Here is a 16,342-nt window from a genome sequence, read left to right on the forward strand (position 1 = left end):
TATGAAGGGCATTCGTCTAAGGAGTGGGCTGACTAGGGTCTCAGCAAAAAAATCATCTTCGATTTATAGGTTAAACCTATCACTTCTATAGATATCATATCTTGGAATTATAAAGATGGTGATGTTATATTTAGATCATTCAAGAGAGACTCCACGCTCTCTTCCAATGAACGATTCTATTAATGAGGTGAAATTATGAGCAACAAGACAATGTTTGAAAAGATTTGGGATAATCATGTTATTCATCAAGAGGAAGGTAAACCTAGCATTATTTATATCGATCTGCATTTGGTTCATGAAGTAACTTCTCCACAAGCTTTCGAAGGACTTCGCCTCAGTAACCGCAAGGTTCGCCGTCCTGAGCTGACTTTCGCTACAATGGATCACAACGTTCCTACCAAGGATCGTTTTAACATTAAAGATCCAATTTCCAAGCAGCAAATTGATACACTTTCTAAAAACTGTGCTGATTTTGGTGTTAGATTGTTCGACCTGAATGATATCGATCAAGGCGTTGTACACGTAATGGGACCTGAGATCGGCTTGACGCACCCTGGTAAAACTATCGTTTGCGGTGACAGCCATACCTCCACACATGGAGCATTTGGTGCGCTGGCTTTTGGTATCGGTACTAGTGAAGTTGAACATGTAATGGCTACCCAATGTTTGCAGCAATCCAAAGCTAAGACTATGGAAGTTCGTTTCACAGGTAAACGCAATCCTGGTGTAACAGCAAAGGATATGATCCTTGGTGTTATTGCTAAGTATGGTACTGATTTTGCAACAGGTTATGTAATTGAATACACAGGTGAAGCTATTCGTGAGCTGTCGATGGAAGAACGTATGACCGTCTGCAACATGTCGATCGAAGGTGGAGCAAGAGCAGGTTTGATCGCTCCTGACGAAACTACTTTTAACTATCTGCGTGGACGTCAATATGTGCCGCAAGGCGAAGCATATGACGCTGCTGTTGAAGGATGGAAGAGTCTTGTTAGTGACGAAGGTGCTCAGTATGATACGGTGGTTGAATTCGATGTGGAGACATTGATTCCACAAGTGACTTGGGGTACTAGCCCGGGCATGGGTACAGATATCAACTCTAGCGTGCCAAATCCAGCTGACTTTACCACTGAAAATGAACGCAAAGCTGCTGAAAAAGCGCTTGAATATATGGATTTGACTCCTGGAACTCCTATTTCTGAAATTCCAATTGATTATGTATTTATCGGTTCTTGTACTAACGGACGGATCGAAGATTTGAGAGCCGCAGCCGTGGTAGCAAAAGGCCATAAAGTCTCTGACAAGGTTACTGCCATTGTTGTTCCTGGATCTGGTCGTGTTAAAATGCAGGCTGAGAAGGAAGGGCTTGATAAAGTCTTTACTGACGCGGGCTTTGAATGGCGCGAAGCGGGATGCAGCATGTGTCTTGCGATGAACCCTGATGTACTGCAACCTGGGCAACGCTGTGCATCTACCTCGAACCGTAACTTTGAAGGACGTCAAGGTCGCGGTGGACGCACGCATCTGGTATCCCCAGCTATGGCTGCTGCAGCTGCGATAAAAGGCCGTTTCACTGATGTACGTGATTGGAACTATAAGACGGAAGCTGTCAGCTCATAGAACTAGAGAGAACACGGGAGGATAAAACTATGGATGCTTTTAAAAAATTAACAGGAATTGTTGCACCAGTAGATCGGGTGAATGTAGATACGGATGCTATTATCCCAAAGCAGTTCCTGAAACGGATTGAACGGACGGGATTTGGACAATTTTTGTTCTACGAATGGCGTTTTGATGAAGCTGGTAACGATAACGCTGCCTTTGAAATGAATAAGCCACGCTATAAAGGTGCTTCTGTCTTGATCTCACGTGCTAACTTTGGCTGTGGTTCCTCACGGGAACATGCACCTTGGGCGATTATGGATTATGGGTTCAGAGTTGTCATTGCACCTTCTTATGCAGATATCTTCTACAACAACTGCTTTAAGAATGGCATTTTGCCGATCAAGCTTTCGGAAGAGCAAGTGGATGAGCTATTTAATCGGACAGCCGAGCATGATGGCTACCAGTTGACCGTGGATCTTGAGAGCAATACACTTCACGATGAATTTGGACTGAGCATCAGCTTTGATCTGGATGAGCACCGTCGTCAGTTCTTGCTGCAAGGTCTGGATGATATCGGATTAACCCTTCAGCATGCAGATGAAATTGCTGCGTATGAAGAGCGTCATGCGGCTAAGTTATTCTCTTAATAATAGGATATAACTGGTTTCATTCTTAACTTTTACAAAAATTACGCAAAACTTCTATTTCCGGGTGTCGGAAATAGAAGTTTTTTTGCTATAATCGAAATATTGATTGGTGATAAAGGAAACATTTGGTGATTTCTGTCGTCTTAATACTTATCTAGATCTATTACTTGCAGAAGGAGCGGGAAAATGAGAAGAGTTGGGTATCGAACGTTGCTACTATTGTTGCTGCCATTATTATTACTATCATTCACTGGACGTGAAGCTGCCGCAGCTGGTAGCAGCTCAGGCAGAATTATTATGGACAATCAAGAGCTTGCTTTGCCAAAAGGAATTAAACTTGAGAACGTCAATGGTAGCGTTATGATTCCCGTCAGAGTGGTAGTGGAGAATCTTGGATTTGAGGTATTGTGGGAGCAGCAGGCCCGCAAAGTAACGGTTCACCAAGATGGAAAAAGCATTGAGCTGGCTGTAGGAAAAAAAACAGCTGATGCGGATGGAGTAACGTTTGATTTAAATGCAGCACCCAAGCAAAGCGGTGGTACAGTTCTCGTTCCGATTCGCTTCGTAAGTGAGCAGTTCGGTCTAAAGGTTGGCTGGGATAATAGCGATAAAACGGTCTATTTGACGGGTGGACAAGCTTCGGTGGCTACACCTGAGGGAACCGTTACTAGTCCAACAGCAACAAGTACTCCTTCTCCAACTCAGATGACTACACCCGGCGTGGATAATGGCACAAGCGCTGGAAGTGTTTTGCCCTCACCGACACCACAATCATCCTCAGTACCAGGAAGCACTGGTGTGAATGCAGCAGGTCCGCTTGTAAATGGGGCAGCCTTCACTGAGAATCGATTAATCATCGCTGTTTCTGGGGCTCCTAAACCTAGCATCACAAAAATGAGCAGTCCAGATCGAATCGTCGTAGATTTTCCCGGTACAGCTTTTGCTCCAGATTTCGTAGGAGGTCTACCGAGTATTACCACAAACGGAAGTCTGCAAGGGAAGCTGGATGTTACTGGTTACCCTCTAGTTTCTGAGATCCGGTATGCGTTGTTCAGTGTAAGTCCTTCTACTGTTAGGTTCGTGATTCAAACGGTCGGGAGCCAGCCTTATCAATTAAGTACGGATGAAAGTACTGGACTGGTGACACTAGATTTGAATGTTACAGGGAGTGAAGGGAATACCTCAGGTGGTAGTGGAATGACAGGAAAGCCAGTTGTAGTTCTCGACGCGGGCCATGGAGGGACACAATCAGGAGCAGTCAGTCTCACGGGTAAGCTGGAAAAAGACTTCAATCTGTCAGTTATCCGTAAAGTGCAAACACTACTTATGCAGGAAGCTTTGGTTGACGTCGTATTTACTAGGACTGAAGATATTACGTTGGGTCTTCAGGATCGAGTAAATATCGCAGAAGCAGCAAAGGCTAATCTATTTATTTCAGTGCATGGGAATTCACTAGAGCTGGGTTATCCGAATAGAGACAAAATAAATGGCAGTGAAACGTACTATTCGCGTAGTGGGAGTCTGCCGCTTGCTCAGGTCATGCACAAACATCTGATAGCAGGTACTGGATTCAAGGACAACGGAGTAAGAACGAAAAGTCTGCATGTTACAAGAGAAACCAGTATGCCGGCAGTACTTCTAGAAGTGGGGTATCTTACTAATTCAGGAAATGAATCAGGGATGTATAGTGAGCAGCTTCAAGACAAATTAGCGAGAGAAATTGTAGCCGGTATTAAGGAATATCTAGGACTTTAATGCTTAATGTTGGTGAGATTTCTCAATTTTTATGGAATATATTCGCAACCTTTATAGATTATTAGCGTCTAATAGAGGTCTGAGGTTGACGTAGACAGGCCATCACGATCGCCATTCACAGGCGAATACTAGATTTAGAGGTGAAGAATGAAGAAATTCAGTTTGATGTTGTTTTTGTTGCTCTTAGTATTTGTTTTGCCTGAGAACGGACATGCTGCTGCCGGGAATAGCAAGATTTTTCTGGACGGCAAGGAGCTGACCGCAGGGCAAAATGTCCCGGTTGAGAATGTGAATGATACAATCATGGTGCCGTTAAGGTTGATCTCTGAAAGCCTTGGATATAACGTGGGTTGGGATCAGAAGAGCAAGACGGTAACGATTGAACAGCAAGGAAAGGTCATCAAATTGGTTGTGAATCAAAAGATAGCCTCAGTTGATGACAAGACAGTAACACTTACCACAGCACCTATCCTTCGTAGTAATACGACACTTGTACCGATTCGGTTCATTAGTGAACAGTTTGGATTAAATGTCTCGTGGGACAACGTGAAGAAGAGTGTGTATCTTATTACCCCAGGATCCTCAAATGATAACGGCAGTTCAGGTGGAAATACTGAAAATGGTGGATCTGAGGTTGTACCGCCGGTAGATCCTTCTAAGAATTTAACGATGGTAAATGGTGTGAGCTTTAGCGAAAATCGTTTGAGCATTGCCATGGAGGGTAATTCAGTACCGAAAGTGACAGTGATGACTGGGCCGGATCGGTTAGTTGTTGATTTACCTAATGCCACCTTCTCAGACCTATTTGGCACAGGACAGATCCTTGATCCTGACCTAAACGGTAGCTTGGAAGTGAAAGATTATCCCGATGTATCAGGAGTACGTTACTCCCTTTATAGCACGAATCCTTATACAGTACGTTTTGTAATCGATTTGAACTATGCTAAGAATTACAACGTTAGCGTAACTGGAGACGATTCTAAGCTGGTTGTAATCGATCTAAATGCGGAAAGCACTGATGATACTACTACACAACCAGGAAATAATGGCAGAAAGCTAGTAGTATTAGATGCAGGGCATGGGGCTAAAGATTCTGGAGCAGTGGGTGTTACAGGTAAATACGAGAAGAATTTTAATTTGGCCATCGTACTTAAGACAGCTGAATTGCTGAAAAAAGAAAGTAATATTGACGTCGTGTTAACACGAAGTAATGATACTTTCTTGGAGCTTAAAGAAAGAGCAGCTATGGCGAATAATTTAAAAGCTGATATCTTCATATCTGTACACGCCAATAGCTCAGGTTCCTCATCAGCTAGTGGAACAGAAACGTATTATCAACGGGAAGCCAGTAAAGCATTGGCGAACGTGATGCATAAATATCTTGTTCAAGCTACAGGGCTTAGCGATCGCGGTGTACGTTATGGGAATTTCCATGTTATCCGTGAAACGAAAATGCCTGCAGTATTACTTGAAGTGGGATACCTTAGCAACAAAAAAGATGAAGCATTGCTCTTTACAGATGCACTTCAAAACAAAGTTGCGGCTTCAATAGTGAGTGGGATTAAGGAATATTTGGGTATAAAATAACAGACCAGTGGCAGACGAGCGCCGCAAAGTCAGCTTTCTGCTTTTATTTTAAAAGGCAAGAAGTGGTTTTGCGGTACCTGTCTGCCCGTATTCATCTAGAGGAGGCGTTTATTAATGATGAAACAAAAATGGAGTACAATTGGGATCGCTACACTGCTTCTGCTAGTGATTGCTGGCTGTGGAGACAAGCCTACTGCGGCTCCAGCAAATGGTGTGGAGCAAGATACTTCAAATGTTGTAAGTGGTGCGGGGGAAAGTACACCGGCTCCAAGCGATGAACCAGGAAATGAAGTGACTAGCACTCCGCAACCGACAGCAGATAATAGCAACACAGAAACTCAGGCAACTGCAAAGCCAGTAGCAGATGAGAAGCAAAAACAGAGCCAGAGTATCGATGCATATTATACGGATTCACAAGTTATGGATCTGATTCCTGCTAAGACTAGCATTAGCTTCTCTGACGATGCCCAGAAATATACAGAGACGTTCAAAGCATTGCAAAGCAACGAGAATACTGACCTTGTATCATTATGGGGCAAAATTGAACTGAAATCGTTAAAGTTTGTTGATGGTCAAATTGTGATGGATCTTCATAAACCTGATGAAGCACAGCTGGGTGCTGGTGGGGAGTCCTTAGCGATTTCATCACTTGCCAAAACCTATTTTCAATTTGAAGAAGTAAAAAGCATCGAAGTTTTGGTGGATGGTGAAAAGGTTGAAAGCTTGATGGGTCATGTTGACCTAATGCATCCTATGACTAGAGATAATATCTAATTGTTATTACAACAAAGGATAAAAGCATCTAACTGACGAACTTTAAACTATACTATTTATTTGAGTCATAGAGAGGGGAATAATCTATTGTCCGCGCAAAAAAGGTCAAAACGTCCATTGAAGGCTTATTCTACGAAAGCAGTATCGGCTGTTATGGCTGGAACCATGATTTTTAGTGGCGCAAGCGCAGTGTTTGCAGATACAGCCGCTACAGCAGCAACAACTACTACACAATCTGTAGGCATTTTTAGCGATGTGAAGGCAGGCTTTTGGGCTGAAAAGCATATTTATAAATTAGCATCACAAGGAATTGTGGTTGGAAATAATGGTTTATTCCGCCCGGGAGATTCTGTAACTCAGCAGGAAGCCGTGCTTATGGCATTACGGTTTATGAAGTTGCAGGATAAAGTGGATACTTCTTCAACGGTTGCCTTACCTAATGATTTTAAGGTTACGAATTATTACAAGGATTATGTAGTGTTGGCCTTTCAACAAGGTCTACTTGATAAGGCTACTGAAATGGCTCCAGATAATCTGAAGACTTCTTGGGGAGAGCGTAAAGCCTCCCGCGAATGGATTGCTGAACTCTTAATTCGTGCACTAGGAAAAAGTGCAGATGCAGCCGTAGCAGCTAGTGCGCCGACAGGCTTTGCGGATGATGCTAAAGTGTCTGCAAACAAAAGAGGGTACATCAACGTTGCTGTTGATCTGAAACTAGCCAATGGTCTTGACGGTAATCGCTTTGATCCACAAGGGGCTGTGACCCGTGCTCAATTGGCGACCTTTTTCAGCCGCGCAGAAGCTCACAATACGGTTGAATATGACAACACGGTATCAGGAACAATCAGTCAATTAGCAGGTGGGAAACTCTCCGTCTATAACAACGGAAAGACTTCTACATATACCCTGGGAGCAAGCACCGCTTATTACACAAGCGCTTCTGAAAGTAGAATAAATCTAAGTGATGTCCAACCTTACACAAAGGTTACTGTAATTGGAGCGACATATAATGCAGCCTATGTTGAAGTGACTGACCCTACACAACAAGTGGAGAGCCTTTCCGGAAGCTTCGCAATGGTAGCACCTGGTAATAAGCTATGGCTGAAATCAGCTACTGGGTTCACTGAATATTACTACGATGAAGCGACTACCTTTGAAGATGCGAATGGGACTTCAATTGAACCTGCTTCGCTGGTAGCAGACAGCATAGTTACGTTACAGCGTGAAACTTATAGTGGTTCACATAAAGTGGTCAAGGTTCAAGTGACTTCAGGCGTTGTTAACAAAACGACAACAGGTAATGTTCAAAGTATAGATCTTCCTGGGAAAAGCATTACGTTTAAAAATGCTGCTGGTACGGTGGAAACCTTTAAATGGGAAGATGGAACTTCATTATTCAGCTCGCAATCATCAGTGCTGCAGCCAGCAGATTTAAAGACAGGTGCTGCTGTTAAATATACGATTAAGGAAAATGTGATACGTACTGTAGAAGTGACAGAAGGTGTTGAACGGACAGTTCAAGGTGTACTTACCGAACTGAGTAATTCAACAGTTGTGTATAAAAAAACGGACGGAACACGTGAAGTTAAACTGTTAGGCACGAAGCCGGTGATTGTTATTCCGAATATGAATAGCGCTGTGGCTGATGATCTTATAGCTGATACAGTAGGTGGGGACAAAATTCAGCTTACGCTGAACAGCAGTGATCAAGTCATAAAGATTGAAGTGTTAAGCCGTCAAATTGAGCAGTATAGTGGAGCGACGGTTATTGACTATAATACTAAAACACAGCTGTTGACAGTTATGGATACTGAAAAAAAGGCACATGTCGTTCAGTTGGATGAAAAAACAAAATTGTTGATTGAAGGCGTACTTCCTAACTTAAGTAATGTCGGTACGAAACTTGTTGAGAACCGTAAAGTGAATTTAACGGCAATAGGTCAACGGGCTCTGTCTTTGGAAATTGTCACAAAGTACGAAGGAACCCTGTCTGCTGTTAATTCTTCTTTTAAAACAATTGTATTGAAGCTTAAGGACAGTGGGCAAACTATAACAATGCCTTATCCACAATTGGTTGATATTTTTGGGAAGACTAATCCAACCTTAAGTGATGTTCCTGTTGGTAGTAATGTGACAGCCTCACTGACAACTAGTCAGGATCTAATTGCAGTATTGAAAGTAAAGACCGTTCTTCAGGTTGAAGCAGCAACCGTTAATTCTGGAACCAACCGTATAAGTATTAAATGGAATGGGGGGACCAGTGAGATTAATACTGCAGCGCTCCCAATAACAAATGAAGCCGGTGAGAGCATTAAGCTAACCGCTTTGAAATCGGGAGATTATCTGAATGTGACTTTTGATGGAAGCACACCGCTCGCTATTCAGGCAGTTAAGCTTACTACGGGTCAGATTAGTTCAGTAGGAGCTGCAACGAATAGCTTAATTGTGAAGGAGTATGCTGGAGCAGCACAAAACTTTACTGTAAGCGGTGGGGTTAGAATCATACGTGATGGCGCCACAACAACTGCTCTTAGTAACTTAACAACAGCGGACAGAGTGGAGATTCGTAAAGACACGGATGGAGCGACAGTCATTCGTGTGTTACCACAGTTAACTCGTTCATTCTCTCGCTATGACAGTACGACGAACTCATTGGTGACTAAGAGAGCTAATCTGAACGATAAGTATCAGTTCACTCTTGCTTCAAATGTATATATTCATCAAGGAGATACGACATTGTCCGTGCAATCTCTGAAAGAAAATGATAATATTATAATGTATTTCAATAATGATATCGTGGTTGAAATTGTGAAACAATAGTAGCAATGGTGGATTTCTGAGTGAATCACCGTCTTGACACAGGAGCTTTGCCTGCGTCAAGACGTTTTTTTTGAAATATAAGAAAGTATAAGAGTTGTATTTTCTTGAAATGTATGAAACCATACGTTATAATACAGACTTTGCTTATATTTCTTTACATTAGAGAGGACACGCTCATGTGAGTTTTAATGAGCGTAATCGCTCCGTGGAGGGGACACTATGAAAGTTGCAGAGGTCCGCCACATTTTGGATACGATTGGAGACTTGTTCCCTGATGCTCATTGCGAGCTAAATCATAGTAACGCTTTTGAATTAACGATAGCGGTACTGTTATCAGCCCAATGTACGGATGCAACGGTGAACAAAGTGACCGTGGACCTGTTCCAAAAGTACAAAGCCCCCATCGATTATATTTCTGTACCGCTGGAGGAATTGGAGGGGGATATCCGGCGCATCGGCCTATATCGTAACAAAGCTAAGCATATCCAAAGCCTATGCTCTATACTCATAGAACAGTATGGTGGCGAGGTGCCTGAGGCTCATGACTTGCTTGTAACTTTACCCGGTGTAGGTCGTAAAACTGCAAATGTAGTAGTATCCAATGCTTTTGGAGTTCCTGCCATTGCAGTGGACACGCATGTGGAGAGGGTTGCTAAACGACTTGCATTAGCAGGCTGGAAAGATTCTGTGCTGGAAGTGGAAAAGAAGCTGATGAAGGCTGTGCCACGTGACGAATGGACGATCACTCATCACCGGCTTATCTTTTTCGGACGATATCACTGCAAGGCACAGAACCCAAAATGTCAAGTTTGCCCGCTCCTTGATGTATGTCGAGAGGGCAAAAAACGTATGAAAACAGCTGTTGTCAGGAAAGCTAAAGATCATACGCCAAAAAGTTAGAGTTGAAGAAGAGGATGGGATAGAGATGAAATGCATTTCTGTATACACAGATAATTTTGAAGTGTTCTCGGATATTTTTGATCGCGTAGTGGAAAGCCCACTCGAAGAGAACGAAGAGCAAGAAGTAGAAGGTATCACGATCAGTCATTCCGGTGACGTTCCTGAACACTATTTTGAGCGTATGTCAGTGAAACCTGAGGTTGTTGTAATGAGAGATAAATCTCGTGGTTTGACTATTCTGCAACACGGAAAAGTATTCGAAATTCTGTTGCCTGTTTCGGAAACTGCATAAATTTAGAAGTGATAAAAGGAGTCGGCCCTAGGGTTGGCTCCTTTTTTGCTTCTTACTTTTCTAGCGAAAAAGCAGAAAGATGTTTGAATAACCTCATTTCGTAAGAGATGATAGGTTATTTTGTAAGTAGTGTGTATTTAATTTGTGTCAAACTGGTGATAAACTGTAATTATTATTTATAAAAAAGGTTCTGCGTGACATCACAGAAATTACACCTGTATAAACATTGAATAAGCATAAACGTCTTCGGCGTCCTTATAAGGACGGTAAGCGTTTAAGCGAGAAATATAAGGATAATGTGAAACTTTTACTTTCTTATATTTTAAAAATGAGTCTGATTTCGTATTATTGAATGGGTTATATTCAAAGCATGATTAGATGGTAACAGTGGAGGTGGAGAGTCAGTGAGAGCGGAACAGGTTAGAATCGAGAAAGAGACATTAAGTGAAACGGCATCGCTGCTTTTCCAGTTGCGTGGATTAATGCATCGCTGGGGTGATGAAGGCTCTGAACGTATATATGAAGATTTACAACATAAAGAGGGTGGGAATGAGCTGACCCTTGCTTTTTGCGGACATTTTTCGGCAGGGAAATCCAGTATGATCAATCTTCTTTGCGGCAGTTCAGTGCTGCCTTCTGGACCTGTGCCGACTAGTGCGAATATTGTCTCTATTCGCAGTGGAGTTCCACGAGTGCTTATTTATCCTAGAGTTGAAGGAAGTAAACATGATCCTGCTCCTATAGAGACAACTCCAGAAAAATTACAAGAATACTGTCGAAATGGTGGTGAATATTCCGCAATTGAAGTGTGGAATGAGATACCACTGCTAGGCAAGGATGGCGTACTATTGGATACACCTGGTGTAGATTCGACGGATGATGGTCATCAGGCGGCCACCCGCTCTGCGCTGCATTTAGCTGATGTCGTATTTTATGTAATGGATTATAACCATGTACAGTCAGAGAATAATTTGGCCTTTGCTAAAAATCTTAGTGACTGGGGTAAACCTTTGTATCTGATTGTTAATCAGATCGACAAGCACAGGGAACAAGAGATTTCCATTGAGGAATATAAACGTCAACTTGAAAATGCTTTTGAACAATGGGGGATTCATTGTGCGGGAATTCTATTCACCTCTCTCAAAAAGAAAGAGCATCCTCTTAATCATTGGGATCATCTACTCAGCCTTATAACCGAACTGTTGGAACAAAAGGAACAGCTCCTTCAATATAGCTTGTCTCGTTCTATTCATCATACAGCGGATTCTTCTCTAACTGCATTCCGTGAAGATCAGCAGGAGGAAAGAGCAGCTCTCCTTGAAGAACTAGAAGGTACGAATGCAGAGACAGTGACGAATGAACTGAAGTCACTCGAAGAAGAGAAGGAACGACTTGAGGCGTTGCCTCAGCAGTCACGAGCGAGTTTGCGAACTGGCCTAGACACCTTACTTAATAATGCTAATCTAATGCCTGCAGATGTAAGAGAGGCGTCGGGAAGTTATATGGAAAGTGCTAGCCCTACGTTTCGATTAGGGTTATTCTCTACGGCTGCACGGCGGGAGAAGGAACAAAGTAAACGATTGGCAGTCTGGCAAGGACTGTTGACCCGAGAGGTTTCTGCTCAGCTGGAATGGCATTTGATTCAGCTGGTACGTGATTGGGCGGAGAATCTCGGGCTGTGGGAGGAGGAGGCGGAGACGACTCTGAAGCAAGGGTTCCCGGCGGTGAGCCAGGAGTGGCTGGCGGCTGCAGTTAAGCCGGGAACGGGGTATAGCGGCGAGGCGCTGCTCAATTTCTGCCGCACACTTGCGGCAGATATTAAGAGCCAGTTCCGCCGTGCCGCGTTAGCGGTGAGCGATGAGCTGTTAGCGAAGCTGCCGCCGCTCATGGAGGAGCAGCGTGCCGTACTCCAGCGCCGCGAACTGGCTCTTGCGCGGCAGGCGTGCGCCGTTGACGCGCTAGCCGCGCTGGACCGCGCGGCAGCTGCCCGCGCGCACGAGCTCGCGGCGCTGCTGCCGCCGCGCCGGCCCTCACCCCCGGCATCCTGCCGGAGGTGAGGGTAACCCCGCGAGCGGCTGCGCAAAGCGCCGCACCGCGGGAGGTCCAGCCGCCGCAAAACGTCGCGGCTGGAAGTGCCGCCGCCGCAAATTGGGCGGCGGGAACGGCTTCACCGGCGGGCGGACGCCGCCGGCTATCGGCAGCCGCTGACGCGCTGGCGGCTGCGGCAGAGCTGCTGCGCCGCGAGCCAGCGATGGCATCGGCGGCGCGGAGTCTGGCCGCACGGGCGGAGGATCTCGCCGGCGGCCGCTTTACCCTCGCGCTGTTTGGTGCATTCAGCGCGGGTAAGTCCTCCTTCGCCAACGCTTTGCTCGGCGAAGAAGTGCTGCCCGTGTCTCCACATCCCGCCACGGCTGCGGTCAACCGCATATTGGCGCCGGAAGGTGACTTCCGCCATGCCAGCGCGGTTGTCACAATGAAGACCATGGCAGATTTCTGGGATGACATCTGCCATTCTTTCAGTGTGCTGCAACTAGGAGAACCACAGCAAAACTCATGGACAACAGTTCTAGCAAGCTTGCCTGCTAGGGGAGTTCATCCCTCTGCGTTGCCACATGCTGGATTTCTAAGGGCAGCAGCGGCTGGCTGGGCAGAAGCTGAGCCCTTGCTGGGAACGGTGCGAACGGTTGATTTAGAAGAATACCGAGGCCTTGTAGCGGAGGAGACCCGAGCCTGTTTTGTGCAGGGGATTGATTTGTATTATGCCTGTCCATTGACCGAAAGCGGAATTGTACTCGTGGATACACCAGGAGCCGACTCATTGCATGCTCGTCATACAGGCGTAACCTTTAATTACATGAAAAACGCAGACGCGATTTGTTTTGTTACCTATTACAACCACGCCTTTTCAAAAGCAGATCGAGGTCTGCTTGCGCAGCTAGGCCGAATTAAAGATAGCTTTGCACTTGATAAAATGTTCTTTATTATCAACGCTTCTGATCTTGCTTCAGGCGAAGATGAATTGGAAGAGGTACGAGAACATGTTGCTCAAAATTTACGTGCAGGCGGCCTACGCTCGCCGAGAATTTATGCACTCTCTAGCTTGCTTGCTCTGGAAGGTAAAACTCAGCATGATTATGAACGCTATGAGGCTTCCCGTTTCCATCATTTTGAGCAAGCCTTATCAAGCTTTGCGGGAGATGAACTTCCTCAGCTTTCACTTAACGCAGCTGCAGAGAGCATCGCATCTGTTCGCCGCAGGGCGGAAGAGTGGCAGAATCTCGCTTCCATGGCGGCAAACGAGCGTGAAGCAGGATTAAAAGAAATGCAAGAACGTCGTCAGCTAGCTATGAAGAGACTTTCCCTATTGGAGACCGAAGAACGTCCTAGCAGAGATCTTGTTCATGAAGGTGAGGAACTGATCTATCATGTCTGTCAACGAATTAGCTTCTCCTTCACCAGAAATTTTCAGGAATCTTTCCACCCCTCATTATTACGTGAGGACGCAGGAAATTTAAAAGCTATCTTCGCTGCGTGTGGTGCAGAGCTGATGCGTACCACTAAGCGTGAATTGGAGCAAGAGCTATGGGCGACCACGCTGCGACTAGAAAGTACCGGGCGTAGACTTGTTCATGAAGCGGCTGAAGCGGCTGCTACTGAGCTATTTTTCTCTACTCAAGAGTTTCATCTGATGGAGAATGAAGAAGCAGCATGGCCTTCTCCTAGTGAGCTGGAATGCCAGCTTCAGTCCGTGGAATGGCCAACCTTATGGGGACATTTCAAATCCCCTCGCTATTTCTTTGAAGGCGCTGGCCGGGAGCAAGTCAAAGGTGCGGCTGAGCCTCTTGTGAAAGAAGCTGTTAATGTTGCGGCGGCAGAGCAGAAGAAAAAATTGCTTGCGCATTATGTCGATTGCATAACCAGAGAATTAAAGGTTGCTGCAGAACGCCTACAAGAAGGGTTAGCGGAGCAAGAGAAAGCGATGTTAGATCTCCTTAAAGGGGGTGAATCCGCAGATCATTGGGGTCAATTAGGTCACCAATTATCTCTCTTGGAACAATCTTTTGTTGATAGATTAGACAAAAATCTTTGAAATTTGTAGGAAATTGTCGAAGAACACTTGCAATCTGGCGTATGATGGATGAAAATAAAGAAGCCTGAAAATATACAATGAAACTGTTTTGTTTTCAGAAATTTATGGAAACGAGATAGTCAATTTGCCGAAAGAGGTTGAAATCGACAATGTGGGGAGCTCCTTTTTCAGCTCAAAGCCGCAAGCTGCTGCTACTGGGCAGCGGGGAACTGGGTAAGGAAGTCATAATCGAAGCTCAACGTCTTGGCGTAGAGACCGTAGCTGTAGACCGTTATAGCGATGCACCAGCGATGGGTGTAGCTCATCGTTCACATGTTATTGATATGCTGGATGCAGAGGCGCTTAAAACGCTTATTCGCTCAGAAAAACCGGATATTATTGTTCCGGAGATTGAAGCAATCGCTACTCATGCTCTTCAAGAGCTTGAAGAGGAAGGTTTCTTCGTTGTTCCGACCGCACGAGCGGCTCGTCTGACCATGGACAGAGAAGGCATTCGCCGACTTGCTGCTGAAGAACTTGGATTGCCAACAGCGGATTATCGTTTTGCAGATAGTCTGGAAGAACTGCATCAAGCCGTTGCAGAACTAGGCACTCCTTGTGTCATCAAGCCGATTATGAGTTCTTCCGGCAAAGGTCAGAGTGTTTGCAAAAGGCCTGAAGATGCAGAAGAATGCTGGAACACTGCTTTGGATGGAGCGAGAGCTAAAGGGACTCGTGTTATCGTAGAGGCATTCGTTACCTTTGAAAGCGAGATTACACTTTTAACGGTGCGGTCCGTGTCTGGCACGATATTTTGTCCACCTATTGGGCATATTCAGAAGGACGGGGATTATGTCGAATCATGGCAGCCTCACTTTATGAAGGCGGAACTTCTGGATGAAGCTCAGTCTATTGCCAAGGCAGTTACCGATCAGCTCGGAGGTTTTGGTATTTTTGGAGTGGAGCTTTTCTTGACGGATCGAGGCGTATTGTTTAGTGAAGTGTCCCCTAGACCTCATGATACGGGGATGGTAACGATGGCAACGCAGGATTTATCTCAATTTGCAGTGCATGTCAGAGCTATTCTTGGTTTTCCAGTCCAGTCAGTACAATTACTGACACCAGGTGCCTCAGCTACGCTGAAGGCTGAAGGAGAAGGACGAGCTTTTGTTGTGACCGGAATTGGTGAAGCTTTGGAACTACCTAGGACTCAGGTTCGGGTGTTTGGTAAACCAGAAGTCCGTCCAGGGCGGCGGATGGCTGTAGCGTTAAGTGCGGCGGAAAATGTGGAAATCGCGCGGACGGTAGCCAAGCAGGCAGCGTCTATGCTAAAAGTGGAGGTAAATGAGGATGAACAGTAGTACCATGGCACCTGTACTGGAAATTCGCAAATGCGGCTTGAATGATCTGGAGAGAGTGACAGCGCTTCTGCGTGAATTCGGCTATCCAACAACGCTTAGCGTGATGAAAGAGAGACTGGAAAGCATGGAGAATAACCATCTCCAATGCACGCTTGTTGCAGAACTAAACAATGAAGTTGTGGGAATGGTCGGTCTTAGACAGGTAATCTCGTATTACAAACAGACAGATTGTATCACTGAGATTACTGCACTTATCGTATCAGAAGAACTCAGAGGAAACGGACTCGGTAAAAGACTTGTGGCCGCAGCTGAAGAATGGGCACGTGAGCAAGGTTGCTGTCAGCTCTTCTTGAGAAGTGGTAACCGCGTAGAACGCGCACCGGCACATGCTTTTTATCGTCATCTAGGTTTCGAAAAGACAGCAGGCTATCGCTTTAACAAAGCGTTGCTATAATACTTATAGGTTCCGATCATCCCCATCCCAGCTACGGCGGGATGGTTTTTTTTGCTCAAAATCTATTTAAATAACTTA

The 16,342-nt window shown here is 45.1% G+C and carries 12 protein-coding genes; all 12 read left to right on the forward strand.

Translation table 11 applies throughout. The features are described 5' to 3' along the window. Window positions 1-195: 195 nt before the first annotated feature. The 12 genes from leuC (at window position 196) to MKX35_RS13050 (ending at window position 16,264) form a co-directional block, all read left to right on the forward strand. The gene (leuC, locus tag MKX35_RS12995; RefSeq protein ID WP_042190084.1) at window positions 196-1,620 is read left to right on the forward strand and encodes a 3-isopropylmalate dehydratase large subunit; all 1,425 of its coding nucleotides are present in this window, start codon (window positions 196-198) and stop codon (window positions 1,618-1,620) included. 29 nt (window positions 1,621-1,649) lie between these two features. Continuing rightward, window positions 1,650-2,252, forward strand: a complete 603-nt coding sequence (gene leuD, locus MKX35_RS13000) for a 3-isopropylmalate dehydratase small subunit (RefSeq protein WP_042190082.1) — start codon at window positions 1,650-1,652, stop codon at window positions 2,250-2,252. A 186-nt stretch (window positions 2,253-2,438) separates the two neighbouring features. Next, window positions 2,439-4,007: an N-acetylmuramoyl-L-alanine amidase family protein gene (locus MKX35_RS13005; RefSeq protein ID WP_076299594.1), complete on the forward strand. Its 1,569-nt coding sequence runs from the start codon at window positions 2,439-2,441 to the stop codon at window positions 4,005-4,007. A gap of 147 nt (window positions 4,008-4,154) precedes the next feature. Continuing rightward, window positions 4,155-5,594 carry an N-acetylmuramoyl-L-alanine amidase family protein gene (locus MKX35_RS13010; RefSeq protein WP_076284593.1) on the forward strand — a complete coding sequence of 480 codons (1,440 nt, stop codon included), beginning with the start codon at window positions 4,155-4,157 and terminating at the stop codon, window positions 5,592-5,594. Window positions 5,595-5,708: 114 nt separating this feature from the next. Continuing rightward, on the forward strand, window positions 5,709-6,368 hold the full coding sequence (locus MKX35_RS13015) for a GerMN domain-containing protein (protein ID WP_076299595.1): 660 nt from the start codon (window positions 5,709-5,711) through the stop codon (window positions 6,366-6,368). 87 nt (window positions 6,369-6,455) lie between these two features. Continuing rightward, a complete protein-coding gene (locus MKX35_RS13020; protein ID WP_081382892.1) occupies window positions 6,456-9,188 on the forward strand; it encodes an S-layer homology domain-containing protein in 2,733 nt (910 codons plus the stop codon). A gap of 219 nt (window positions 9,189-9,407) precedes the next feature. Continuing rightward, entirely contained in the window at window positions 9,408-10,088 is a 681-nt protein-coding gene (gene nth, locus MKX35_RS13025) for an endonuclease III (protein WP_042190074.1), read from the forward strand. Between the two features lie 25 nt (window positions 10,089-10,113). Beyond that, on the forward strand, window positions 10,114-10,380 hold the full coding sequence (locus MKX35_RS13030; RefSeq protein ID WP_042129455.1) for a hypothetical protein: 267 nt from the start codon (window positions 10,114-10,116) through the stop codon (window positions 10,378-10,380). Window positions 10,381-10,784: 404 nt separating this feature from the next. Continuing rightward, window positions 10,785-12,437 (forward strand): dynamin family protein, encoded by a 1,653-nt coding sequence (locus MKX35_RS13035; RefSeq protein ID WP_341044240.1) that lies wholly within the window; start codon window positions 10,785-10,787, stop codon window positions 12,435-12,437. Then, entirely contained in the window at window positions 12,434-14,470 is a 2,037-nt protein-coding gene (locus MKX35_RS13040; protein WP_341044242.1) for a dynamin family protein, read from the forward strand. The genes MKX35_RS13035 and MKX35_RS13040 overlap by 4 nt, the downstream gene beginning before the upstream one ends. 149 nt (window positions 14,471-14,619) lie before the next feature. Further along, a complete protein-coding gene (gene purT, locus MKX35_RS13045) occupies window positions 14,620-15,810 on the forward strand; it encodes a formate-dependent phosphoribosylglycinamide formyltransferase (RefSeq protein WP_076299596.1) in 1,191 nt (396 codons plus the stop codon). Next, window positions 15,800-16,264, forward strand: a complete 465-nt coding sequence (locus tag MKX35_RS13050; protein WP_231573317.1) for a GNAT family N-acetyltransferase — start codon at window positions 15,800-15,802, stop codon at window positions 16,262-16,264. The genes purT and MKX35_RS13050 overlap by 11 nt, the downstream gene beginning before the upstream one ends. Window positions 16,265-16,342: the final 78 nt, after the last annotated feature.

Source organism: Paenibacillus sp. FSL R5-0923 (assembly GCF_038009145.1).
Classification (GTDB): domain Bacteria; phylum Bacillota; class Bacilli; order Paenibacillales; family Paenibacillaceae; genus Paenibacillus_AQ.